24 protein-coding genes are annotated in these 22617 nt (G+C 57.0%); 11 read left to right on the top strand and 13 right to left on the bottom strand.

Annotated features, from left to right (window positions below; all coding sequences use genetic code 11):
- The first annotated feature begins 78 nt into the window (after positions 1 to 78).
- The gene (locus tag AC2FLU_RS10860; protein WP_480517616.1) at positions 79 to 1497 is read left to right on the top strand and encodes a TolC family outer membrane protein; all 1419 of its coding nucleotides are present in this window, start codon (positions 79 to 81) and stop codon (positions 1495 to 1497) included.
- Between the two features lie 73 nt (positions 1498 to 1570).
- Positions 1571 to 2359 (top strand): hypothetical protein, encoded by a 789-nt coding sequence (locus AC2FLU_RS10855; protein WP_496808669.1) that lies wholly within the window; start codon positions 1571 to 1573, stop codon positions 2357 to 2359.
- 3 nt (positions 2360 to 2362) lie between these two features.
- On the opposite strand, the gene AC2FLU_RS10850 is transcribed toward AC2FLU_RS10855, so the two are convergent.
- Complete coding sequence (locus tag AC2FLU_RS10850; protein WP_496808670.1) at positions 2363 to 3820, bottom strand: cobyric acid synthase; 1458 nt, start codon at positions 3818 to 3820, stop codon at positions 2363 to 2365.
- A gap of 162 nt (positions 3821 to 3982) precedes the next feature.
- A complete protein-coding gene (locus AC2FLU_RS10845) occupies positions 3983 to 4303 on the bottom strand; it encodes a DUF6280 family protein (protein ID WP_037310273.1) in 321 nt (106 codons plus the stop codon).
- 219 nt (positions 4304 to 4522) lie between these two features.
- Between AC2FLU_RS10845 and efp the strand changes: the two genes are divergently transcribed.
- Entirely contained in the window at positions 4523 to 5086 is a 564-nt protein-coding gene (efp, locus tag AC2FLU_RS10840) for an elongation factor P (RefSeq protein WP_209503361.1), read from the top strand.
- A 53-nt stretch (positions 5087 to 5139) separates the two neighbouring features.
- On the opposite strand, the gene AC2FLU_RS10835 is transcribed toward efp, so the two are convergent.
- Entirely contained in the window at positions 5140 to 6081 is a 942-nt protein-coding gene (locus tag AC2FLU_RS10835; protein ID WP_496714842.1) for an ABC transporter transmembrane domain-containing protein, read from the bottom strand.
- 106 nt (positions 6082 to 6187) lie between these two features.
- Positions 6188 to 6931 carry a CAF17-like 4Fe-4S cluster assembly/insertion protein YgfZ gene (ygfZ, locus tag AC2FLU_RS10830; protein WP_496808671.1) on the bottom strand — a complete coding sequence of 248 codons (744 nt, stop codon included), beginning with the start codon at positions 6929 to 6931 and terminating at the stop codon, positions 6188 to 6190.
- Between the two features lie 73 nt (positions 6932 to 7004).
- On the opposite strand from ygfZ, the gene AC2FLU_RS10825 reads away from it, so the two are divergent.
- Together AC2FLU_RS10825 and AC2FLU_RS10820 are read left to right on the top strand one after the other, a co-directional pair.
- Positions 7005 to 7679 (top strand): TIGR04283 family arsenosugar biosynthesis glycosyltransferase, encoded by a 675-nt coding sequence (locus AC2FLU_RS10825; protein ID WP_480484216.1) that lies wholly within the window; start codon positions 7005 to 7007, stop codon positions 7677 to 7679.
- Positions 7680 to 8682: 1003 nt separating this feature from the next.
- Entirely contained in the window at positions 8683 to 9522 is an 840-nt protein-coding gene (locus AC2FLU_RS10820) for an EamA family transporter (protein WP_480553837.1), read from the top strand.
- 28 nt (positions 9523 to 9550) lie between these two features.
- Here AC2FLU_RS10820 and AC2FLU_RS10815 read toward each other — a convergent pair whose 3' ends face one another.
- From AC2FLU_RS10815 to parE, 3 genes are all read right to left on the bottom strand, one after another.
- Positions 9551 to 10522, bottom strand: a complete 972-nt coding sequence (locus AC2FLU_RS10815) for a UDP-glucuronic acid decarboxylase family protein (RefSeq protein WP_480553836.1) — start codon at positions 10520 to 10522, stop codon at positions 9551 to 9553.
- A gap of 226 nt (positions 10523 to 10748) precedes the next feature.
- On the bottom strand, positions 10749 to 11420 hold the full coding sequence (locus AC2FLU_RS10810; protein WP_480625028.1) for an NYN domain-containing protein: 672 nt from the start codon (positions 11418 to 11420) through the stop codon (positions 10749 to 10751).
- 111 nt (positions 11421 to 11531) lie between these two features.
- On the bottom strand, positions 11532 to 13490 hold the full coding sequence (parE, locus tag AC2FLU_RS10805) for a DNA topoisomerase IV subunit B (protein ID WP_480553834.1): 1959 nt from the start codon (positions 13488 to 13490) through the stop codon (positions 11532 to 11534).
- A gap of 152 nt (positions 13491 to 13642) precedes the next feature.
- Here parE and AC2FLU_RS10800 point away from each other — a divergent pair, with 152 nt between their 5' ends.
- A complete protein-coding gene (locus tag AC2FLU_RS10800) occupies positions 13643 to 14251 on the top strand; it encodes a carboxymuconolactone decarboxylase family protein (protein WP_480517598.1) in 609 nt (202 codons plus the stop codon).
- A gap of 70 nt (positions 14252 to 14321) precedes the next feature.
- On the opposite strand, the gene AC2FLU_RS10795 is transcribed toward AC2FLU_RS10800, so the two are convergent.
- Complete coding sequence (locus AC2FLU_RS10795; RefSeq protein ID WP_496808672.1) at positions 14322 to 15200, bottom strand: alpha/beta fold hydrolase; 879 nt, start codon at positions 15198 to 15200, stop codon at positions 14322 to 14324.
- A 121-nt stretch (positions 15201 to 15321) separates the two neighbouring features.
- On the opposite strand from AC2FLU_RS10795, the gene ppk2 reads away from it, so the two are divergent.
- Positions 15322 to 16245: a polyphosphate kinase 2 gene (gene ppk2, locus AC2FLU_RS10790; protein WP_480473473.1), complete on the top strand. Its 924-nt coding sequence runs from the start codon at positions 15322 to 15324 to the stop codon at positions 16243 to 16245.
- 107 nt (positions 16246 to 16352) lie between these two features.
- The gene (locus AC2FLU_RS10785; RefSeq protein ID WP_496808797.1) at positions 16353 to 17723 is read left to right on the top strand and encodes an MATE family efflux transporter; all 1371 of its coding nucleotides are present in this window, start codon (positions 16353 to 16355) and stop codon (positions 17721 to 17723) included.
- On the opposite strand, the gene AC2FLU_RS10780 is transcribed toward AC2FLU_RS10785, so the two are convergent.
- Entirely contained in the window at positions 17720 to 18121 is a 402-nt protein-coding gene (locus AC2FLU_RS10780) for a hypothetical protein (protein WP_480473472.1), read from the bottom strand. The two genes, AC2FLU_RS10785 and AC2FLU_RS10780, sit on opposite strands and share 4 nt — an antisense overlap.
- Before the next feature lie 2 nt (positions 18122 to 18123).
- Complete coding sequence (locus tag AC2FLU_RS10775) at positions 18124 to 19326, bottom strand: pyridoxal phosphate-dependent aminotransferase (RefSeq protein ID WP_480473471.1); 1203 nt, start codon at positions 19324 to 19326, stop codon at positions 18124 to 18126.
- 92 nt (positions 19327 to 19418) lie between these two features.
- On the opposite strand from AC2FLU_RS10775, the gene AC2FLU_RS10770 reads away from it, so the two are divergent.
- From AC2FLU_RS10770 to AC2FLU_RS10760, 3 genes are all read left to right on the top strand, one after another.
- The gene (locus tag AC2FLU_RS10770; protein WP_480473470.1) at positions 19419 to 19811 is read left to right on the top strand and encodes a helix-turn-helix domain-containing protein; all 393 of its coding nucleotides are present in this window, start codon (positions 19419 to 19421) and stop codon (positions 19809 to 19811) included.
- 29 nt (positions 19812 to 19840) lie between these two features.
- Positions 19841 to 20065, top strand: coding sequence for a succinate dehydrogenase assembly factor 2 (locus AC2FLU_RS10765; protein WP_480476785.1), 225 nt, complete (start codon positions 19841 to 19843; stop codon positions 20063 to 20065).
- Between the two features lie 78 nt (positions 20066 to 20143).
- The gene (locus AC2FLU_RS10760) at positions 20144 to 20641 is read left to right on the top strand and encodes a MarR family winged helix-turn-helix transcriptional regulator (RefSeq protein WP_480546524.1); all 498 of its coding nucleotides are present in this window, start codon (positions 20144 to 20146) and stop codon (positions 20639 to 20641) included.
- Here AC2FLU_RS10760 and AC2FLU_RS10755 read toward each other — a convergent pair whose 3' ends face one another.
- The 3 genes from AC2FLU_RS10755 to AC2FLU_RS10745 are packed head-to-tail and all read right to left on the bottom strand — an operon-like array spanning position 20642 to position 22478.
- Positions 20642 to 21343, bottom strand: coding sequence for a DUF1194 domain-containing protein (locus AC2FLU_RS10755; protein ID WP_496811971.1), 702 nt, complete (start codon positions 21341 to 21343; stop codon positions 20642 to 20644).
- Between the two features lie 8 nt (positions 21344 to 21351).
- Positions 21352 to 22053, bottom strand: a complete 702-nt coding sequence (locus AC2FLU_RS10750) for a DUF1194 domain-containing protein (protein ID WP_496808674.1) — start codon at positions 22051 to 22053, stop codon at positions 21352 to 21354.
- Positions 22050 to 22478: a VOC family protein gene (locus AC2FLU_RS10745; RefSeq protein ID WP_209503395.1), complete on the bottom strand. Its 429-nt coding sequence runs from the start codon at positions 22476 to 22478 to the stop codon at positions 22050 to 22052. The genes AC2FLU_RS10750 and AC2FLU_RS10745 overlap by 4 nt, the downstream gene beginning before the upstream one ends.
- Positions 22479 to 22617 lie beyond the last annotated feature (139 nt).

The raw sequence follows: 22617 nt of genomic DNA, 5'->3' as shown, positions 1-22617 counted from the left end.
TCTATCGCCTTGATTAGTTGAAAAGAAGGCCGCAAACTGCCTGTAGGGCAGTGTAATTTCGTTTGAGAGGATTTTGGTATGCGTGGTTCGGCGACAGGTAAGCTGGTCAGGGCGTTTGCTGTGACCGCAGGACTTGCCATGAGCGTGATGCCAGGGCGTGCAGCGTGGGCAGACAACATAACGGATGCGTTCATCGGCGCGTATAACACCAGTGGTTTGCTTGAGCAGAACCGGGCGTTGCTGCGCGCGGCGGATGAAGATGTGGCCATTGCGCTTTCTGCGTTGCGGCCAATCATCAACTGGACCGTGCAGGTCAGCCAGGATTACACCCGTTCGCGGGTCAATAACGTCGTGACGACAAACGAGCCGTCGCGGTTCTTTTCGGGCCTGACGTTGAGCCAGCTTTTGTATGATGGCGGCGCGTCGGTGCTGGGCAAGCAGTCGGCGCAGGAAACGGTGCTATCGACCCGGCAAACCCTGATCGATATCGAACAACAGGTTCTTATCCGCGCAGCAAATGCCTATCTGGGCGTCCTGTTGCAGGAAGAGACCGTGGCGATCCGCCAGAACAACGTGGATGTGTCGGCAGAGGAACTTAGGGCGTCGAATGACCGCTTCGAAGTGGGCGAAGTAACCCGGACGGACGTCGCATTGTCCGAAGCGCAGCTGGCAAGCTCTCAGGCGGATCTGGCTGTGGCACGCGGTGAATTGAGCATTGCCCAGGCCGAATACGTGAACGCGGTCGGAAAGGCACCGGGGCGAACGGCTGGCCAGCCGAGCCTGCCCAATCTGCCGCGTTCCGAAGCTGAAGCTGTGAACCTGGCGCAACGCAACCACCCGGCCATTCTGTCGGCACAGCATCAGGTCAGGGCGTTCGATCTGGTCGTGCAGCAACAGCGGGCCAACCTTGGGCCGAATGTCAGCCTGAATGCCGATGCTGGCGTGTCCGAGCGCTATGACAATAATGACTATGTGAACGACGCGACCGTGTCGCTGAACTTCAGTCAACCCATCTACGCAGGTGGCCGGTTGGCGGCAAATGTGCGCCGCGCGATGGCCAGCCGCGATGCCTCGCGTGCGAATCTTCTGAACGTTCAAAAGAACATCACGCAGGGTGTGACCGACCGGTATGCGGCGTTTCAGGCGGCCAGCGCCAGTTTGAGGGCGTCAACCGAGCGCGTTAACGCCTCGCAGGTGGCATTTGATGGCATCCGGGAAGAGGCGACTCTGGGCGCGCGAACAACTCTGGATGTATTGAATGCACAGCAGGATTTGCTGGATGCACAGCTGGCGGAAGTTGCTTCGCGCACCGAACGGTCGCGGGCTGCCTATCAGTTATTGCAGGCGCAGGGCCTTCTGACAGCCGAGCGTCTTGGGCTGGCGGTGCAAATCTATGATCCGACTTTGTATTACAACCTGGTCAAGAATGCACCTGCACAGGTCAGCAAGCAAAGCAAGGATCTGGATCGTGTTCTCAAAGCGTTGCGCCGGGACTGATCGCCAATACTATTTGTTGTGAGGCACGGATTGTTTGGCTACACTTGATCCAAGGATAGAGCGGTAGAGAACAATGTCTGATAATGTCGTGAAAGCAGGGATCGAAGACGTTCTGTCTTCGGTCAAACGTCTGGTCAGTGAAGACAGTCGTGATAAATCCGTCTCGGATCAAACGACTAAGGCACGCAAGCCGGGGCGGCTGGTGCTTACCGATGCTTTGCGGATCAGCACACCAGATCAGTTAGGAGTGATTCCCGCTAAAGCTGTATCCAAAGCTGAAGTTACAGATGCCGCCAAGCCGATGTTGCTGCGAACCTGTGACATCGTTCAGACGGGTCAACCCGCGAACGCCGACGAGGACAAGCCAGAAGCAGCCGAGACGAAACACGCCCCGTCGGATGATGCTGCAATCAGCCTGAGTGCAAAGATCGAAGCGTTGGAAGCGGCCATTGCACAAACAGAAGACCAGTGGGAACCGGACGGTGACAGCCAGGATGCATATTCGGGCACACCGTCTCATGCGCTGCCATGGGATGTCGAAGAAGAATTTGCCGCTGCGATGTCGATTGATGCTTCTGGAGGCGACGAACCAGAGGCGGCTCAGCAGGACGAAGGTGCACCTTATCAGGCGGAATTCATCCGGTCGTCTCAGGCTGTTGTGTCTGATGTCGATGCCGAAGAACCTGATTCCGACGAAAACGTCAGGACGATCGACATGGACGAGGACGCTCTGCGCACCCTGATCGCAGAGGTTGTCCGCACCGAGCTGCAAGGAACGATGGGCGAGCGAATTACAAGAAATGTGCGCAAGATGGTCAGACGAGAGATCGCCCGCGCCCTTGCGGCTCAGGATCTGGAGTAACGATCAGCTGCGGTGCGGGGGCTGCGCGAGGCTGAGCAGCAGATCAAGGTCCATGTGGCGCTCCAGATGATCGGCCAGATCGTCCAGCGCCTGCTCGACGCCATCTTCATAGGACAGGTCCGAGGTCACGCCTAACGCTGACAAATACCGCGCCCGGAATGCGTCGGACGAAAAGATACCGTGCAGATAGCTTCCCTTGATCCGTCCGTTTGCGCTGGCCGCGCCCTCGGGGCGGCCTTCGACCTCAAGCCATGCATTGGCGCAATCCGGCCCGTCTGTATGGCCCATGTGGATTTCGTATCCGGTGACCGGCTCGCGGTCCGGCAAGGCATGGGCCTTACGCAGGACAACTTGCTTTTGTCCTCCCATGACCGTGTCTACATCCAGAAACCCCAACCCTTCGACCTTACCCGGTCGACCGTCCACGCCATCGGGGTCGGAGATGGTCTTGCCCAGCATTTGAAAGCCGCCACAGAGACCCAGAACATGCCCGCCGCGCCGGACATGGCCAAACAGGTCGATGTCCCAGCCTTGTGCGCGGAAATAGGCCAGATCTCCGATGGTGGACTTGCTGCCCGGTAGCAAAACCAGATCGGCATCGCCCGGCAATGGGCGTCCGGCCGGAATGATCTCGACGCTCACTCCGGGTTCGGCAGACAAGGGGTCAAGGTCGTCGAAATTCGCCATCCGTTCAAGCTGTGGCACAACAACCTTGCATGTGCCGCCTGTGTGAGAGCGGATGTCCATCATATCTTCGGCCGGAAGCTTCCAGGCGTCGTGAAACCATGGCACAACTCCCAGACAAGGCCACCCTGTACGAGAGGCGATATCCTCGCGCCCTTCGTCAAAAAGGGACACATCCCCCTTGAACCGATTGACGGCGAAGCCCCGAATTCGCGCAAGATCACCCTCATCCAGAACCGCCTGAGTGCCAACGATCTGTGCGATCACACCGCCGCGGTGAATGTCGCCGACAAGTATAACAGGTATATTCGCAGCGCAGGCAAAGCCCATATTGGCGATGTCACCCTTGCGCAGGTTGGTTTCGGCCGGGCTGCCCGCACCTTCGATCAGAACCAGATCCGCATCGCTGCACAGTCGGTCAAAGCTTTCCAGTGCGGCGCTTAGCAGCCTGGATTTATCCTTGCGATAATCACCGGCTTTCATGGTGCCCGCACGCTGCCCCTGAACGATGATCTGTGCGCCGGTATCTGTTTCAGGTTTCAGCAATACAGGGTTCATATCCGTATGCGTCGCCCGCCTTGCCGCCCGTGCCTGAAGGGCCTGTGCGCGACCGATTTCCCCACCGTTTTCCGTAACAGCAGCATTGTTCGACATGTTCTGCGGCTTGAAGGGCGCAACCCGAAGACCTCTCCGTGTAAAAGCCCGCGCAAGCCCCGCCACCAGAACGGATTTTCCGACATTGCTGCCGGTGCCTTGAATCATGATGGCGCGAACCATGGATTGTCTCCTACCTGTCAAAGCGCAGATGACCTGATTTGGGCGGGCAGGGGAAGCCCCGAACTCACCTTGACGCCCGGGATCGGGATTGTGGCGTTATACGCATAGAAAAACGCGCTCTGATGGCAGAGCGCGTTTTTTCTGAATTGAAACAACCTTGGATCAGGCAGCTTCAGCCTGCTGAGCGGCATTGCGACGCTCGCTTTCTTCACGCGACAGCGCGACCGAGGTCCGCACGCCACGGCCAACGAACTCCATCAGTCCGCTGACAACCCGTTCGTTCGGGTCGATTCCCGCGCAAGACAGCACTTCGCGTCCATCGCGCGAGCGCGCCCAACGGGCGATTTGTTCCGGGCCATTGCCATATTTCTTGTCATCGGCAATAGCGTCATCGAGTGCAGCCAACACAACGGCCGCGAAAAGTTTGCGAGCACGATTGCCTTGTTCGTTGTTAAAGGCAGTGCCGTCAACGAAATCTCTCATCTCGTCTTCCTTGTTTTTCTTGCTCTTGCAATTTTCGGCGTGACGGTCCTTATGACCGATAAAGTGCGATTCGGATACAGCTAATATGCATAGTTGCGTTGCGTCACTTGCATATCTCGCTGCACCTGCAGCACTAGGTTTGGTTGTCTTGTCAGGTATGTTCCCGCCAGATATAGGAGGCGCAACTGACGCATCAACCGTTTGTGAAGGATTTATGTAATGCCCAAGATAAATGGGAACGAAATTCGCCCCGGCAATGTGCTTGAGCATAACGACGGCCTTTGGGCCGCGGTCAAGGTTGACCATGTGAAGCCCGGCAAGGGCGGCGCTTTCGCGCAGGTCGAACTGCGCAACCTGCGCAATGGTTCAAAACTGAACGAACGGTTCCGCTCAGCTGACAAGGTTGAGCGTGTGCGCCTTGAGCAGAAGGATCAGCAGTTCCTGTATGAAACCGATGGCATGCTGGTCTTCATGGATGCCGAAACATACGAACAGATTGAATTGCCAGCGGATTTGCTGGGCGAGCGTCGTCCGTTCCTTCAAGATGGCATGACGATTGTTGTCGAATTCTACGAAAGTGAAGCGCTGAACGCGACGCTGCCGCAGAAAGTGACCTGCAAGATCGTCGAAACTGAGCCGGTCGTAAAAGGTCAGACCGCCGCGAACTCGTTCAAGCCTGCAATTCTGGACAATGGCGTGAAAGTCATGGTGCCGCCGTTCATCGGTCAGGATGAAATGATCATCGTGAACACCGAAACCATGGAATATTCCGAACGCGCGTGACGTTTCGTCGCTTTTAATATCAGACCGCGCAGACAGCCGCTGCGCGGTCTTTTTTATGCACTGTTGCGGTACCGGTAATGCGCGGGGTCCGGGCCGAATAGTTCCAACATAAGTTCGTATTTGATGCGGTTGGCACTGACTTGTCTGTAAAAGGCGATCAGGAACGCGGTCGGGCCCTGTATCCGACCAAGCCCGCTGGTCGCGGCCACCACTGTGCCGACATCGGATTTGCCGTGCAGCACCAGATAACCGCCCAACATCAGAATACCGACGGTTCCGGCGCCATTGATCACGCTCAACAGGAACTTGGCCGAAAGCTTCCAAAGAAACATGCGCCGTCGTGTGTCATAGATGTCGTCGAACAGGGCATTGATATCCCGCTCGACGGCATCGATATCCTCGGTGGTCAGCCTATCAGTGGCGCTGCGCAAAAGGCGGACGCGTTCGGCGACGAACGTGTTCACTTTGCGTTGCGACACCAGAACGATAATGATCTGCGGAACAATCATGGAAAACGCGATAAGGCCAAGGCCTGGCTGCGTTGAGGATATGTACCCGATCACGCTGATCAGCGTTCCGACCTGAACCACCGGGTCCGAGAATGCGCCCCCGGCAAACTTGCCCAACTCCTCGGCTTCGGCCGAGATGGCGGTCGTCATGGTGCCCTTGCGCAGGTTTTCACCCGTTTCTTTCAGGTCAGTAGCGCGCCAGAGCAAGCGTTGCCGGATCAGCCGGATCATGTCTTCGCCCAATATCCCTGCGCGAAAACCCAGAACCCATTTCAGGGCGAGGCTCAGCAGGATGACAATCATCATGCCGATGCCCAGCAGAACCAGCTTTTCGACGTGAAGATCATTGGACGTAAGGTGGTTGACGATATCGCGCTGAAATTCAAGCGGAACAGCGGCAAGCGCCGCAATGGCAATGGATAACAGGATGAGGATAATCTGCCGCCCGGCGCTGGCGCGCCAAATCGCGGAATAAAGCTGAAACATGCGGGTATCCGTGTTGCCCCTGTGACGACACATTGGCAGGGCTGGGTAACGGGTTCAAACTTTATGAAACATACGGCGGATAAGGCCGTGCCGATTTGGCAACAAGTTACGCTTGGTCCGTCAGGCGAACCACGACGTCTCCGGCCATCATGTCTGCATTTGCACGGTCAAAGCGCAGATACGCGATTCCTTGGCCGCCTGATTGCGTGAACAGGGTGCCGACGGGTTTGCCGTTTGCGGTAATCTCAGTCCCCGCCGGAACCGATCCTTCGACAAAGACCCGCCGCAAGCCTTTGCGCAACTCGGTCTTGTGTTTCATGCGCGCAGTCACTTCCTGACCGACATAGCAACCCTTTTTGAAATCCACACCATTCAGCGCCTCGAACCCGGATTCGAGGATATAGCTGTCTGGCGTAAGTTCGACCCCAGCCTCGGGGATGCAGTGTCGAACGCGCAGCGCGTCCCAGTCGGTTCCGTCATCGCCATCTGGGGCTGTCGAATAGTCACGCCAACCCATATCCGCGTGACGGGGGTCGGGCAGGGCGGTGTCCGGTGCTGGACCTGTGCCGCGCTGCAGATGCAGATCCGTGCCTTCGATCACCAAATCCGCACGGAGTTTGTACATGTTCAGGCGCTTGATCAGGTCATCTGCAAGTGGCTCGGCCACGTCCAGCAGCACCCCAACGTCATCGCGTTTCAGAAAGAAATCTGCCAGATACTTGCCCTGTGGTGTAAGCAGTGCGGCATAGACCAACCCATTGCCCAATCCCTGAACGTCATTGGTTACAAGATCCTGCAAAAAGTTTTCGGTGTCCGAGCCAGTCAGGCGCAGGATGCGGCGGGTGGGCATGGCTTGGTCCTCGTCATTGCCTTTGGCCTCGTGATATAGGAAGTCTCGCAGCCAAGACCAGAGGTTATCGGACGTGCCCGCACCCGTCACTGTAGTGATTCCAACCTTGAATGCCGCCGATTCCTTGCCTGCGTGCCTTGAAGCCCTGATGGAAGGAGTGCATTCCGGGCTGATCCGGGACCTGATCGTCAGCGATGCAGGCTCAACTGACCAGACGTTGAGAATAGCAGAAGATGTTGGCGCGCATGTCATTAGAGGTGAGCCATCGCGCGGCGGTCAATTGCGCCGGGGGTGCGCGCATGCTGATGGAGACTGGCTTCTGATCCTTCATGCAGATACCGTGTTGCAAGAGGGATGGGCCAAGAGCGTAAGCGCCCATCTGCCATCCAACGCACCAGCGGCGTTTCGGTTGGCTTTTCGCGCGCGTGGGCTTGCGCCAGCCTGGGTGGCCGGATGGGCCAATTTGCGCAGCAGGCTGTTCGGTTTACCGTACGGAGATCAGGGGTTGCTGGTTCAGCGTAATGTCTATCTGGCGGCTGGCGGGTATCCGGACCAACCCTTGATGGAAGATGTGGCGCTGGTGCGCGTATTGCCACGGATCGCAATACTCGAGTCGCGCGCCTTTACGAGCGCGGAGCGCTACGAACAGGCAGGTTGGTTTCGGCGGGGCACGCGGAACTTGTGGACACTTCTGCGCTATTTTCTGGGAGTTGATCCACAGGTGTTGGCGCGGGGCTATCGGCGTTGAGCTTCGTACGTAACTCGACCAAAGATTTTCCCAATCGAAATGGGGCCGCAAAGCTAACAAGACAAAGCGCCACGATTTGCAGCACCAGAATATGGGCGTTGGCCTGCAGGTATTCCCATTCGTTTTTCAACTTGCCGACCTGCTCGATCAGGTCGTCATAGCTTTGTGCCAGGATCTGATAATCTCCGGCAATCGCGGGCACCTTACGGCGCATGTTGTCGATGGCTACCTGAGTTTTGTCGTCCAGGGACGTGAATACGAGGAACTGGTCGATATCGAAAGCATCGGCTTTGGCCGTCATATCCCGTAGCTCGTCCATATCATCCTTGGCCTGACTTCCGAACAGGAAGTGCAGGCCCTGCAGGGGGGCTACTTCGTTGGTAACGGCGATGAACAGGGGCAATTCCGAGTTGCTGGCAGTTGAAGCCGACAGAAATTCAACCTTGTCGCACAGCACTGCCGTGTCAGGATCGTAAGCAGGGTCGCAGAAACGCAGACGAAACCGTGCGGCATCCCTGTCGAACGCCAATGTTGCCGCGTAGGCCACATCAATCTGACGATCCAGTCGCGAACTGTCCGACGTATAAAGCCCTGCCAGAACAGCCACCAATGCGCCGATACCACCCAGCACGACCCAGACCAGATCGGCCAGTTTCCACGCCCGGTGCCCCGCTGGTTTGCGGAACAAAAAGGCGGTGCCGATCGATCCTGACAGAAAAAACAGGATAAGCAGGGGCAATTGGTTGTCTGTCACAAAACTCATGTGCCCGATCTTAGAACCTGATGCGCGTCCTGCAACCGGGATCACGTGCAGTTGTAACTTCTTACCGGGCACAAAGGCGCAGGACGAGACCGGAAACGGCTTGCGGACACATTCCCAACGGTGGCGGTATTTTGACCACTGGAATCCGGCTTGACAAAAATCCCGGTTTTGGCAGACACCACGCCCAAGTGAATAGGGCCCAAGACCCTTGTTGCGCGTATTCTGCGGGAAAGGTCGGGCATGACCCTGTTCGTCACTCTGATTATTCTGTCGGCGGCGTTGCTGCATGCCGTATGGAACGCCATCGTGAAAACGGCGACGGACCGCACCACGATGCTGGGTCTGGTCGCGTTGGGTCAGGTCTTGCCAGCGGCGGTAATGGTGATGGTCCTGCCCCTGCCGAACACGCAGAGCTTTGTCTATATCCTGCTCTCGACCGTCGTGCATTTCGGCTATTACTTCATGCTGAGCAAGGCCTACCAGCATGGCGACCTGAGTGTGGTTTACCCGATTGCACGCGGGATTGTTCCGGCACTGGCCTCGCTTTGGGCGATGGTGCTGGTGGGCGAAGTTCTGCCCTGGCAGGCCTGGGGCGGGATCGCCCTGATCGCGGTTGGCATTCAGCTGAGCAGCTGGGCCGCGCTGCGTTCGGGCGTCGGGCGCAGCGCGCTGGGATTTGCGCTGGGCACCGGGTTCTGCATTTCGATCTATTCGGTTGTTGACGGGGTCGGGGTGCGGCTGTCCGGCAATACGCTCAGCTATTGGGCGTGGGGGGCCTTTCTGCACCTGTTCATTGCAGGGTTTATCGGGGTCAGGAAACGCGCCACCCTGAAAGACCTGCCCGTCAGAATATGGATGACGGGCCTTTTGGGCGGGCTGGTTTCGATGACGGCGTATGGTCTGGTGCTTTACGCCAAGAACTTTGCGCCGCTGGGGGCGGTTTCGGCTCTGCGGGAAACCTCGGTCATCTTTGCGGCGCTTATCGGGTTCATTTTCCTGAAGGAAGGCAACTGGATGCGACGCCTGGGTGCCGCTGTCCTCATGGCCATTGGCGTCGCGCTGATCGGCACGGCGGTTTGATCCGGTCCCCGAGCCATAGCGAGACGCGTTATCCGGCTGCGCCTTCTGACTGAAGCGTCCGGAAATACCGGATCGTTGCGTCCAACCCTTCCTTCAGCTGCACCGTAGGCTCCCAGTTCAGCAGGGTCCGCGCCAGCGTGATATCGGGCTGACGTTGTTTCGGGTCGTCCTCAGGTAACTCCCTGAAACTTATAGGGGTTTCCGCGCCAACAAGCGCCTGCACTTCGCTGGCCAGCTCGTTCATCGAGAACTCGTTGGGATTGCCCAGATTGACCGGGCCGGTGACCTCCTTGCCGGTATCCATCAGGCGGATGAAGCCTTCGATCAGATCATCCACGTAACAGAATGACCGGGTCTGCGTGCCGTCGCCAAAGATCGTGATCGCCTCGCCGGTCAGGGCCTGCATGATGAAATTCGACACGACGCGCCCGTCGGCGGGGTGCATTCGGGGCCCGTAAGTGTTGAAGATGCGGGCGACCTTGATCTCCAACCCCATCTGACGGTGGTAATCAAAGAACAATGTCTCGGCACAGCGCTTGCCTTCGTCGTAACAGGAGCGCGGCCCAACCGGGTTGACGTTGCCCCAATAGTCTTCGGTCTGCGGATGGATCGTCGGGTCGCCGTAAACCTCAGACGTTGAGGCCTGAAAGATCTTGCATTTCAGACGTTTCGCCAGACCCAGCATGTTGATCGCGCCATGCACGCTGGTCTTGGTCGTCTGCACCGGGTCGTGCTGGTAATGCACGGGCGAGGCGGGGCAGGCGAGGTTATAGATCTCGTCCACTTCCACGAACAGAGGGAAGGTCACATCGTGGCGCATGAACTCGAACCGCGGGTTGCTGTGCAGATGGTCGATATTGCGCTTGGTGCCGGTGAACAGGTTGTCGACGCACAAAACCTCATGCCCCTGATCCAGAAGCCGGTCGCACAGATGCGAGCCCAGAAATCCGGCCCCACCGGTTACGAGAACACGTTTTCGACTGTCATAAAGGCGGGCCATTGCAAATCCTTAATCGTTAAATCCAAGCCAGCTTGTCACGGGGAAGCCGGTTCTTGATCTGATTAGTAAACCGAAGATGTTTGAATTGCAGTAGATTTTGGTTTTTTGAGGGCGCGTATGGTGTGGGTGTCCTCCGCCCCGTCAATGCTTGATGCAAGGCAGGTTGAACGCGCACCTCTCGGACTTAGTTCGAAGACCAAGTTAAGAGCAATGAAGTTGAAGTACACTAAATTGGTAGTTTTTCTGTATGCATCTTGAGCCATAAGATGAGCTGATCACGATCAGAACAAGCAAAAACAGAAGGCGCGTGTCGCTCATTGATTAACGCGAGAAACCTGCCATTTCGTTCCTGTATAATCACAGGTTCTCCATGAATATCGATGGTTTCGCCACCCATTTGCCCATGTATTATTTGTCCTGATTGCGCAACTGGCAAACTAAACCCACCTGTAGTGTAGAGCCACGGGCCATCTATCCGCGTATAGCTGTCTGCTTCAGCTTGCAATCTTGGTGCAACTCTACCTTGTGAGGGGTCGTTAAACGAAACTATGTTAACAATACATCCTGCATCGCTTAGCGCTTCAACTAATGGAATGAAATCTCCGTCAGCACCATATAGTGTGCACGTTTTCATTGTCGAAGTGAAAGCTAACCTTGTGGCATCTATCGCCAACTTTACATCCACCCCTTCTTGTTTCTTGGATCTTCCTTTTTGGGTAAGTACGCCAAGCTTAAGAACAAAACCTCGCTGCGCTTGTATCTCTTTCAACCAATCAGGTAGTTTCTCCGGATCTTCTGTCGCGGAGTAAAAGTAGACCCTGTCATGAGATAATAGCTGGAAAAGTTTCACAAAGCTAAACTTTGGAATCTGTTCGCAGGCTGCGTCAAACTCTGTCAACTTCTTCTCAAAGCTTTTTTTCCATATTGTCAGCATCGACAAATGCAAAATGTGGCAGACGGTGTTGATCAATTTCCAACGTTGGAGTGGGAATTTTTTTCAATTGCAAAATCAAACATCCAACTCCTCCACAAACCGCGCGTTCTCCTGAATGTACTGGAACCGCAGTTCGGGCTTCTTGCCCATCAGACGCTCGACCAGATCGCCGGTCTCGCCGGGTTCGTCCTCGTCAATGGTGACCCGGATCAATTTCCGGGATTTGGGGTCCATCGTGGTCTCTTTCAGGTCCTTGGCGTCCATCTCGCCCAGACCCTTAAAGCGGGACACGTCGATCTTGCCCTTGCCGCCCAGACCTTTTTTCAGCCATTCGTCGCGCTCGGCTTCGTCCAGACAATAGACGCGTTTGGCACCCTGCGTCAGGCGGTACAAAGGCGGGCAGGCCAGGTACAGGTGGCCCGCGTCAATCATCGGGCGCATCTGAGTAAAGAAGAACGTCATCAGCAGCGCGGCGATATGCGCCCCGTCCACATCCGCGTCGGTCATGATAATGATTTTGTCATAGCGCAGGTCGTCGACGTTGAACTTGGTGCCAAGGCCGACACCCAGCGCCTGTGTCAGATCGCTGATCTCGGCATTGGTGCCCAGTTTCGAGCTGGCCGCGCCCAACACGTTCAGGATCTTGCCGCGCAGGGGCAACAGGGCTTGCGTTTTGCGGTCGCGGCCCATCTTGGCGGAGCCGCCCGCAGAATCGCCCTCGACGATGAATAATTCCGTGCCGTCGCGTGTTGAACTGGAACAGTCCACCAGCTTGCCGGGAAGACGAAGTTTCTTAGTGGCGGACTTGCGTTGTGTTTCCTTCTCGGCCCGACGGCGCAGGCGTTCCTCAGACCGCAGGATGAGGAAGTCGAGGATCGCGCCGGCGGATTTCGTACCAGCCGCCAGCCAATTGTCGAAATGGTCGCGGACCGCGTTTTCGACCAGCCGCTGCGCCTCGACCGTAGCCAGACGGTCTTTGGTCTGGCCCACGAATTCCGGCTCAGAAATAAAGCACGACACCAGCGCGCAGCCACCGGTCAGCAGGTCGTCGCGGGTGATCTGCGCGGCTTTCTTGTTGTTGATCAACTCGCCATAGGCCTTGATCCCCTTGAGGATCGCAGCCCAGAAACCGGCCACATGGGTGCCACCTTCGGGGGTGGGAACGGTGTTACAATAGGACTGGATGAACCCGTCACGCGACGGTGTCCAGTTGATGGCCCATTCGACTTTGCCGGGGGTGCCGAATTTCTCGTTGAAATCGACGGTGCCCGCAAAGGGTTGCTCGGCATAGGTGGACGAGCCGTTCATTGTCTCTTTCAGGTAATCCGACAGGCCGCCGGGAAAGTGGAACGAGGCCTCAAGCGGGGTTTCGCCGTCATCGATGGCGGTTTTCCAGCGGATTTCGACGCCCGAGAACAGATAGGCCTTGGAGCGGATGGATTTGAACAGTCGCGCGGGTTTGAACTTGTGATGGCCAAAGATGTCCGGGTCGGCGTGGAAGGTCACCGTTGTGCCGCGCCGGTTCGGGGCCGCGCCAACCTTTTCGACCGGGCCAAGCGGGATACCGCGCGAGAAACGTTGTTCATAGAGAGTTTTGTCCCGCGCCACCTGCACGACCATCGAATCAGACAGCGCGTTCACCACCGACGCACCAACCCCGTGCAAGCCGCCCGAGGTCTGATAGGCCTTGCCCGAGAACTTGCCACCCGCGTGCAGGGTACACAGGATCACCTCCAACGCGGACTTGCCCGGAAATTTCGGATGCGGGTCGATCGGGATACCGCGCCCGTTGTCACGGACGGTCAGGGCGTAGTCGGAATGCAGCTCGACCTCGATCCGGTTGGCATAGCCTGCCACAGCCTCGTCCATCGAGTTGTCAAGGATCTCGGCCAACATATGGTGCAGCGCACGCTCATCCGTGCCGCCAATATACATGCCGGGGCGTTTGCGAACCGGTTCCAGCCCTTCGAGCACCTCGATCGAGGAGGCGTCATAGGTAGAGGTGGCGCTGGGCGTCAACAGATCTTCAGGCATGGGTGCTGCTCTTGTTTTTGGGTTTCCGTCATTATGGCAGGTGATGTGGTCCGGGGGAAGAGGGACGCGAGGTGTTGTGGATTTTCTGTCAAGCCGCTTGCAATCCGTGCAGATAACCCGTCCTTTGATCCCGGTAAAGCGGAGGTGAATAAATGAGCTGGATCAGAACTGTTCCTTTCGAAGAAGCGACTGGAAAGTTGAAGAAACTCTACGAGCGCGTGACCGGGCCGAACAATAACGTAGACAACATCATGATGGCACACAGCCTTCGCCCGCATTCGATGGAAGGCCATATGGCCATGTACAAGGCGGTGCTGCATCATTCGGGCAACAAGATACCGAAATGGTTTCTGGAAGTGCTGGGGGTTTGGGTCAGCTCGCTGAACCGGTGCAGCTATTGCGTCGAGCATCACTTTGCGGGTCTTCAACGCTTGCTGGGTGACGCGGCGCGCGGCAACGCGATCAGGGCAGCGATTGAGGCGCGCGATCCCTTGGCTGCACCGCTGGATGCGGCGCAAATGGCTGCGATGGATTATGCCCGCAAGCTGACCGAAGCGCCGGGCGATCTGGTCGAGGCGGATGTCAGCGCCCTGCGCGACGCAGGTTGGGATGATGGAGAAATCCTCGAGATCAATCAGGTCTGCTCCTATTTTTCATATGCAAACCGGACGGTTCTGGGGCTTGGGTGCTCAACCGATGGTGATGAGTTGGGGTTGTCGCCGAACAACTCTGACAACCCTGACGACTGGGGGCACCGGTAAGGTGCTAAAGATGTCGTTGGCGCTGCGACAAAGGCCGCCCGGCTGGCCGTTGCACACGGGCAGGGCCTGGTTACGTCTGGCCTGTCCATTCCAGAACGGCCTGCGCCACGGCCTGCGGGTTTTGATGATGCAGCCAATGATCGGTGCCGGGGATCGTGACACGGGTGAGGTTGGTGGCAAACGCCTCGAGCCTCTCAGTGGCTTCGGGTAAAAGGGCTTTGTCATCCGGCCCCCAAAGCAACAGGTGCGGACACCTGACACGCAACCGGTCGAGCGGCAGGTCGGGCAGGTCTGTCGCGGGGACACCGGGTTTGGCGACAACGAGCGGAGAAGCACGATACCAATTCAGCATCGCCTGCAGCCGACCAAGTCGAGCCCATTCAGTGCGGTAGTCGGCCATGCGAGCTTCGGTCAACCAGTCCAGTCCCATACCATGGCGAAAGAACTGTTCCAGCATCGCAAAGTTGTTTTCGGACAGTTTTTGTGCGGCATCAGGTGCCCGCAGCAGATTGATATATTGCGAGGCTATGGATTGTGCGCCACCCAAGGCCATGGCGCGTTGAAACGGCACCGGATGTACGCCGTTTGCAATGATTAGCCGATCTACGAGTTCCGGGCGGAACATGGCGACGCCGTAACCTACCGATGCGCCCCAGTCGTGACCCAGCAGCGCAACAGGCGCACCGCAGGATTCTATCAGCGCCACTATGTCCGTGACCAGTTGCGACAGGGTATAGTTCTGCACCCCTTCGGGACACCAGCTTTGGCCATAACCGCGCTGGTCCGGAGCAATACAATAAAAGCGTTCGGCCAGATGAGGCGCAAGATCGGCCCAGGCGCCGCTGTATTCGGGGAAACCATGCAGCATCACTAACGGTGGCGCGGCTTTGTCGCCCCATGTCCTGACGTGGAAAGAATGGCCGTTCAGCTTGAAAAAAGACGTTTGCATTGGAACAAGTGATCCGCGCTGGAAACTATGGGTTTTTGAGGCATCTATTTGATACCAATCAAAGCGCATTTCCGAGCTTTCTGCTAGCCACCGTTCGGGACAGTAGAAAAGGACAGGATGTATGGACGCCATTGCCACGACCAACGCAGAACCCACCCAGATCAAGACCACGCTCGCCAAAGACACCGACCCCTCAGCGCCCAGCCCCGAGAAAATCCGGCAGGCATTTGAAAGTGGGAAATACCCCTATGGCCGCAAAATGGCCCGGTCGGTGTATGAGACGCAAAAAGCCAATCTGCAGGCCGAGCTTTTGAAGGTTCAACTGTGGGCGCAGGAAACGGGGCAGCGGTTTGTGTTGTTGTTCGAAGGGCGCGATGCCGCAGGCAAAGGGGGTACGATCAAGCGGTTCATGGAGCACCTGAACCCGCGTCAGGCCCGTGTCGTTGCATTGAACAAACCCACCTGGGAAGAGAAAGGCCAGTGGTACTACCAGCGCTACATTCAGGAGATGCCGACCGTAGGCGAAATGGTGTTCTATGACCGGTCCTGGTACAACCGCGCGGGTGTGGAGCGGGTCATGGGGTTCTGCACGCCCAACGAATATCTTGAGTTCATGCGGCAAACGCCCGAGTTGGAACGGATGCTGGTGCGCTCGGGCATTCAGCTATACAAATACTGGTTCTCGGTTACACAGCAAGAGCAGCAGCGCCGTTTCAAAAGCCGCGAAACCGACCCCCTGAAGCAATGGAAACTGTCACCGATCGACAAGGCGAGCCTCAGCAAGTGGGATGACTATACCGAGGCGAAAGAGGCCATGTTCTTTTACACGGATACGGCTGATGCACCCTGGACGATTATCAAGTCGAATGACAAGAAACGCGCGCGCCTGAACTGTATGCGTCACTTCCTGTCCTCGCTGGATTACCCTGGCAAGGATCACGATATCGTGTGCGAGCCTGATCCGCTGATCGTAGGGCAGGCGCATCACGTTATTCACCGATCCGAGCATATTCTGGGCACCGCGTTGCATCCCGACGCCCGCTGAGCATCAAAATGCCCGGCCACAGGGAAAGGACGGGCACCAAAGTCTCAATCTGAAATTTTGCCGATCCGCTCTTGTCCCGCGCCAAAGCCGCGCATATGGCTGGAGCGATGACAAAGGTGATGACATACCCGGCCCATTTTCGGGCTATTGCCGTTCTTGGCCTGCCACTGGTTGGCGGTCATCTGGCGCAATACGCGATCGGTTTGACCGACACCATCATGCTGGGTTGGTACGGGGTCGAGGCGCTGGCGGCCGTTACCTTGGCCAACAGTTATTACTTCGTGTTGTTTTTGTTTGGCGCGGGATTTGGCTGGGCAGTCATGCCCATGGTGGCCACAGCAGCGGCGGAAGGGGACGAAACCAGCATTCGCCGCTCGACCCGGATGGGTCTGTGGTTGTCGTTGCTGTATGCCGTGGTTGTCATGCCCTTGCTGTGGTGGTCCTATCCGATCCTGATCGCCATGAAGCAGGAACCGCAAGTCGCTGCAACCGCAGCCGAATACCTGAGAGTCGCCGGTTGGGGATTGTTTCCGGCCCTCATTGTGATGGTGTTGAAAAGCTATCTTGCGGCATTGGAGCGAACGCAGATCGTTTTATGGATCACAATTGCGGCGGCGGCTGTGAACGGGCTGACCAATTATGCGTTGATCTTTGGCAACTGGGGCGCCCCCGAACTGGGCGTGACAGGGGCGGCAATCGCCTCGATTACGACACAAGTTGTTTCGCTGATTGCGGTCGTTATCTACGTGGTCCGGACGTTGCCGGAGCACAGCCTCTTCCAACGGTTCTGGCGACCGGAATGGGAAATGTTTGCCAGCGTATGGAAGCTGGGTGTGCCTATCGGCTTGACCACATTGGCCGAAGTTTCACTGTTCGCGACTTCTGCGGTGATGATGGGCTGGCTGGGTCTGGTCCCGCTGGCTGCGCATGGGATCGCCTTGAACCTGGCTTCGGCCACCTTCATGGTTCACCTGGGCTTATCAAATGCAGCGACCATCCGGGCTGGCAATGCGCTGGGTCGTCGGGATAGGGCGCATTTGGAAAAGGGCGCAATCTCCGTGACTGGTATGTCGCTGGTCATGTCGGTGGCAACCATCATCCTGTTCCTGACTTGTGCCGAGCCTTTGATTTCCCTGTTCATGGAAGCAGATGATCCGCAGCGGGGACAAATCCTGACCATCGGTACCGGTTTGCTTGCCATGGCGGCTTTGTTCCAGCTGGTCGACGGCGCGCAGGTGATTGCGCTGGGCCTGCTGCGCGGGTTGCAGGATGCCAAGATCCCAATGGTCATGGCGGCGCTCAGCTATTGGGTCGTAGGGATTCCCGCGTCGTATTATTTCGGCTTTGTCCGTCATATGGACGGCATCGGCGTCTGGCTGGGCCTGGTGCTTGGTCTCGCCTTCGCGGCCGTGCTTCTCATGACCCGGTTCTGGATGTATTCGGTACAGCAGATACAGATATCGGCCGAGCCCGCTTAGTCTTTGTCCAGCCGATCTGCCTTTTTTCGCACCAGTACCGTACGCAGGTCGTGCATGGCCATCAATAACCTGTCGGTCACATCCTCCAGCTGCGTGTCGCTTGCCTTGGACTGAGCCCATTGCGTGGTCAGATTCAGATAGTCGACCGCGCGATGAATGTCGTCGATGTCGCGCTGGGCCAGCAGGGCCCGGCGCTCTTCCATCCATTGGGCAATCTCGGCCTGATCCCGGTCTGACAGCGTCCGCTGCCCGTGCGGCTTGACCTCACCATTGCGGATATTGATGACGGCAATCTGATCCATTTCGATCCGACGCTGACGGTTTTCAGTATCGATCCGAAACACCGCAGCACCGTTTTCACGTATGCGAAAGTAATACTCAGGCAGTTCAGCGGACATGGTCACCTCAGAGAAGCACAAAAACGCTGGATGCGGCTGCAAGCTTCGGTCAGTGCCGCGTCGGACGTAGCATAGCTGACGCGGAAATTCGGCGACAGGCCAAAGGCGGCACCAAACACAACGGCCACGTCGGCTTCTTCCAGCAGGGCGGTTGCAAAGGCTTCATCGTCTACAAGGACCGTCCCTGCCGGCGTCGTTTTCCCGATCAATCCGGCGATAGACGGATAGACATAGAAGGCCCCTTCAGGCGTTGGGCAGGTGACGCCGTCGATCTCGTTCAGCATCCGAACCACCAGATCGCGTCGGCGCCTGAATGTCTCGTTATTCGGGGCCAGAAAATCCTGGGTTCCGTTCAGGGCCTCAACAGCAGCCCATTGGCTGACCGAACAGGGGTTCGACGTTGATTGCGACTGGATCTTGCGCATGGCCGCGATGATCTCGACCGGGCCGGCGGCATAACCGATGCGCCAACCTGTCATGGCATAGGCTTTTGAAACCCCGTTGCAGGTGAGGGTCCGGTCAAATAGACCGGGTTCAACTTCGGCCGGGGTGCAGAACTCGAACCCGTCATAGGCCAGATGTTCGTACATGTCGTCCGACATGATCCAGACATGCGGATGACGCATCAGTACATCGGTCAGCGCCTTCAGTTCATCCCGACTATACCCTGCACCCGTCGGGTTCGAGGGCGAGTTAAAGATGAACCACTTTGTTTTGGGCGTAATGGCGGCTTCCAGTTGTTCTGCGGTCAGTTTGAAGCTGTTTTCCAGCGTCGTTTCGACCACAACAGGGGTGCCCCCCGCCAAAAGCACCATATCGGGATAACTGACCCAGTACGGCGCAGGGATGATTACCTCGTCACCGTCATTCATCGTCGCCATCAGGGCATTGTACAGCGTTTGCTTGCCACCGGTCCCGACCGAGATCTGGGCCGGCGAATAGTCCAGCCCATGATCGCGTTTCATCTTGGCACATGCCGCTTGTTTCAGTTCGGGGATGCCGTCCGGCGCGGTGTATTTGGTTTTGCCTGCTGCGATGGCCGCAACAGCGGCGTCTTTGATGTTCTGTGGCGTGTCAAAATCCGGCTCACCGGCGCTCAGGCCGATGACATCACGCCCGGCGGCCTTCAGCTCGGCTGCCTTGGCTGTCATAGCGATGGTGGGTGAAGGTTTGACGCGTGACAGTGTCGCAGACAGAAAACTCATGCTCGGCCTCGGTTTGTATGTTCAGCCCGACTGTCATAGGGTGCGTCAGAGTGACGATCAAGCCGTATAGATAAAGTGAATTGGAGACCCGAATGAATGATGAAAACGACTGGTATGGTCCGGATTCTGCGACATTCGGAGACCGTCTGGCCGGTGCACGCGAAGCCGCGGGAATGACACAGGCGCAACTGGCACGGCGTCTTGGGGTCAAGAAGGCGACAATTTCAGATTGGGAAAACGATCTGTCCGAACCCCGGGCCAACAGGCTGTCGATGATGGCGGGCATGGTCAATGTCTCGATCATGTGGTTGTTGACCGGCGAGGGCGACGGCATGGATGCACCTGTGGGTGAGGGCGAAGGTGGAACGGAACTGTCCTCGGCCGTGGCCGAACTGCGCGCCATCCGCGCTGAGATGCGCGCATGTTCCGAACGCGCGGCACGTCTGGAAAAGAAAATGCGTCAGATGCTGGAGCAGAAGAATTGAGCGAACCCCGGGATGTGCGCATCAAGCGCATGCAAATGCGGTCGATGCGACGCGGCATCAAAGAGATGGACATTATCCTGTCAGCCTATGCTGGGCGCAATCTGGCCGACATGGATGCCGACGGTCTGGATATCTACGATGCGCTGTTGCACGAAAACGATCAGGACCTTTATCAATGGGTTACGGGGCAGGTGCAGCCTCCGGCGCGATTTGCCAGCCTGGTTGCAGACATAGCGCAAACCTTTCAGAAATAAGGCAAAGTTCCGCTTAACCGATTTTTCGGATTTTCGGTTCATCGTGTGTCAAACAGCGCGACGGAATCGGAGGGTCGGATGAGTATGGAAATGCAGGTCTCCACACCAGAGACTAAGGGCTTCATAACCAGCTATCTTGAGGCACTGGTCCTGGTGGAGCGTCTGCACCGGTTGTTGCTGGATGTCATCAAGGACGAGTTTGAGCGCGTCGGCGTATTGGAAATCAATGCGGTTCAGGCGTTATTGCTGTTCAATATCGGTGATCACGAAGTTACGGCAGGCGAACTGAAAAGCCGTGGATACTATCAGGGCAGCAATGTCAGCTATAACCTCAAGAAACTGGTTGAGATGGGCTATATGCACCACCAAAGATGCGAGATTGATCGCCGTTCAGTTCGCGTACGCCTGACGCCGCAGGGCAGAGAAATCCGCAATATCGTGTCCAAGCTGTTTGCACGTCACGCCGAAGGCCTGCAAGGCAGGGGGGTGCTTGGGCTTGAAGGCATTGAGGATATCACAAGTTCGCTGCGTCGCGTTGAACGGTACTGGACGGATCAGATACGGTATATCTATTGATCAGTGGCGGGCGTCAGACAGGACAAGGCTGTCCAGCTCACGAAGGAGTTTGCGGGTCATGGTCTCTTCATATGCCTCAAAGCCCAGCGCCACTTCTACGAACGCGTTTGGCCCCAAAATGACCCAGGCTGAATAATAGGCTGAAAGTTCACCGACCTGAACATATCTCCGATCACCTTCTTTCGGATCGTCGGCACCGATCACCAGCCCGTTAATTGTGATCCCATCATGTCGCAAACTGGCTTTCACATCCCGTGGATGTGGTCCGAGATTATGTTTGCCATCGCCGGACAGATCCAGCGTACGGCGCCAGCATCCCCTTTGCTGATCAAGCAGGGAAGAGCCAAATAACATGGCCGACCCTAACGCCGTTCCTTGCGGCGCTGCGCTGCGCGAGGTTCGGATTAAACGATCACTGATTGCGATCAGGTCGGCGGGGGACCGTACTTCTGTCCACTTCAGCAGCATCCGTTCATGTCCCCGCTCGCTCCATTCGAAGATCGCCAGACGCAAGGCGGTTGCGCCGTCCGACAACATAAGTTGGCCAACTTCGGGGCGGCTCAGGGCCGCCGCCAGCCCGTCCAGTTGCAGCCTGTATTCCCGGCTGTCGACCGAACCCGACACATCCAGCCCCAGCGCAAGGGCCTGACGGCATTCGCCAAAGGCAGGTCCTGATATCAGGCAAGCCAGTAAGACGATCACGCGACGTATCATGGGCCTTCAATCCGCAATGCACCGATCTGCAAGCCGCTCAGTTCCCGTTTCAGTTTCTTTCGCATGGCGCGCTCGAAATCTTCAAACCCGGTGGCAATTTCCAAAAAGGCGCCGGGCCCGTGCAGGACGTTATTTTCGAAGAAAGGGATCAGGAACAGCTCTCCCTCGAAATCGGCTGCGTTGATCACAAGCCCATTCACGACAGTGTTTTGAAAGGGAAAGTGCCGATAGGCGATCTGCGGCCCATAACCATCGTTGTTCGTGCCGTCGCCGGACAGGTCAATGGTTTGAAACAAGCATTGCGGCGCTTGCTCCATAAGGGTTGCACCGTATGCCAACGCATAGCCCATAGCTGTTGCTGATCCGCTGTCAGATCGGACGGATTGGCTGACCTGGCTGGATGCGAACAGCAGATCACCAACATCATCGATCATTGTCCAGTTCAGGACGACATTTTGGGTTGAGCGGCCACTCCACTCATATACCGCCAGGGCAACCGGCATAGGTGAAGAAAAGAAGGCCTCTTGCACTTCGGGCGCAATCAATGCGGCGGCTAACCCCTGCCGCTGTAACACATCTTCGGCCTCATCGACTGAAACGGAAATATCCATCGCCAAGGCCAGCGCCAAGCGGCATTGCTCGGCCTTGACAGGGCTGGCCTGAACGACCAGCCCAAACGCTATCAGCCAACGGATCACCAGTGACCACTGCTCTCCATGCTGGCCCAGGGTTCGGCTGGTTCCAGTGCTTCGCCATTCTGCAAAAGCTCAACCGAGATATTGTCGGGCGATCGAACAAAAGCCATGCGACCATCCCTTGGCGGGCGATTGATCGTAACACCGTTGTTCTGAAGATGTTGGCAAACCTCGTAGATATTGTCGACACCGTAGGCCAGATGGCCGAAGTGACGGCTGTCGGCGGGCAACTCGTCATCACCGTCCCAATTGTACGTCAGCTCGATCGGGGCGTCTTCCTGTCCCGGAGGGGCCATGAAGATCAGAGAAAATCGCCCGGCTTCACTGTCGTACCGACGTGTTTCTTTCAGACCCAGAAGCTCGTAAAATGCCATGGATTTTTCAAGATCCTTCACGCGGACCATGGTGTGAAGATATTTCAACGCCATTTCGGCCATCCTTTTTCGACTCACATTGCCAAGAGCTTAGCGCTCCTCCTCGACGTGTCGATAGAGCCCTCGGCAGCAATTTGTTTTTTGCGTCCGCTGCGGCATATATCGCGGTTCCTGTGCCGGGATCGGCGATATA

This window comes from Ruegeria sp. SAZD013, from assembly GCF_059612525.1.
This window is presented reverse-complemented; position numbering and strand designations above follow the sequence as displayed.

Bases quoted from the DNA above. Each gene is read 5' to 3' on its own strand.
- AC2FLU_RS10860 (WP_480517616.1), top strand. From the start codon at position 79: ATGCGTGGTTCGGCGACAGGTAAGCTGGTCAGGGCGTTTGCTGTGACC.
- AC2FLU_RS10855 (WP_496808669.1), top strand. From the start codon at position 1,571: ATGTCTGATAATGTCGTGAAAGCAGGGATCGAAGACGTTCTGTCTTCG.
- AC2FLU_RS10850 (WP_496808670.1), bottom strand. From the start codon at position 3,820: ATGGTTCGCGCCATCATGATTCAAGGCACCGGCAGCAATGTCGGAAAA.
- AC2FLU_RS10845 (WP_037310273.1), bottom strand. From the start codon at position 4,303: ATGAGAGATTTCGTTGACGGCACTGCCTTTAACAACGAACAAGGCAAT.
- efp (WP_209503361.1), top strand. From the start codon at position 4,523: ATGCCCAAGATAAATGGGAACGAAATTCGCCCCGGCAATGTGCTTGAG.
- AC2FLU_RS10835 (WP_496714842.1), bottom strand. From the start codon at position 6,081: ATGTTTCAGCTTTATTCCGCGATTTGGCGCGCCAGCGCCGGGCGGCAG.
- ygfZ (WP_496808671.1), bottom strand. From the start codon at position 6,931: ATGCCCACCCGCCGCATCCTGCGCCTGACTGGCTCGGACACCGAAAAC.
- AC2FLU_RS10820 (WP_480553837.1), top strand. From the start codon at position 8,683: ATGACCCTGTTCGTCACTCTGATTATTCTGTCGGCGGCGTTGCTGCAT.
- AC2FLU_RS10815 (WP_480553836.1), bottom strand. From the start codon at position 10,522: ATGGCCCGCCTTTATGACAGTCGAAAACGTGTTCTCGTAACCGGTGGG.
- parE (WP_480553834.1), bottom strand. From the start codon at position 13,490: ATGCCTGAAGATCTGTTGACGCCCAGCGCCACCTCTACCTATGACGCC.
- AC2FLU_RS10800 (WP_480517598.1), top strand. From the start codon at position 13,643: ATGAGCTGGATCAGAACTGTTCCTTTCGAAGAAGCGACTGGAAAGTTG.
- AC2FLU_RS10795 (WP_496808672.1), bottom strand. From the start codon at position 15,200: ATGCAAACGTCTTTTTTCAAGCTGAACGGCCATTCTTTCCACGTCAGG.
- ppk2 (WP_480473473.1), top strand. From the start codon at position 15,322: ATGGACGCCATTGCCACGACCAACGCAGAACCCACCCAGATCAAGACC.
- AC2FLU_RS10785 (WP_496808797.1), top strand. From the start codon at position 16,353: ATGACAAAGGTGATGACATACCCGGCCCATTTTCGGGCTATTGCCGTT.
- AC2FLU_RS10780 (WP_480473472.1), bottom strand. From the start codon at position 18,121: ATGTCCGCTGAACTGCCTGAGTATTACTTTCGCATACGTGAAAACGGT.
- AC2FLU_RS10775 (WP_480473471.1), bottom strand. From the start codon at position 19,326: ATGAGTTTTCTGTCTGCGACACTGTCACGCGTCAAACCTTCACCCACC.
- AC2FLU_RS10770 (WP_480473470.1), top strand. From the start codon at position 19,419: ATGAATGATGAAAACGACTGGTATGGTCCGGATTCTGCGACATTCGGA.
- AC2FLU_RS10765 (WP_480476785.1), top strand. From the start codon at position 19,841: ATGCAAATGCGGTCGATGCGACGCGGCATCAAAGAGATGGACATTATC.
- AC2FLU_RS10760 (WP_480546524.1), top strand. From the start codon at position 20,144: ATGAGTATGGAAATGCAGGTCTCCACACCAGAGACTAAGGGCTTCATA.
- AC2FLU_RS10745 (WP_209503395.1), bottom strand. From the start codon at position 22,478: ATGGCGTTGAAATATCTTCACACCATGGTCCGCGTGAAGGATCTTGAA.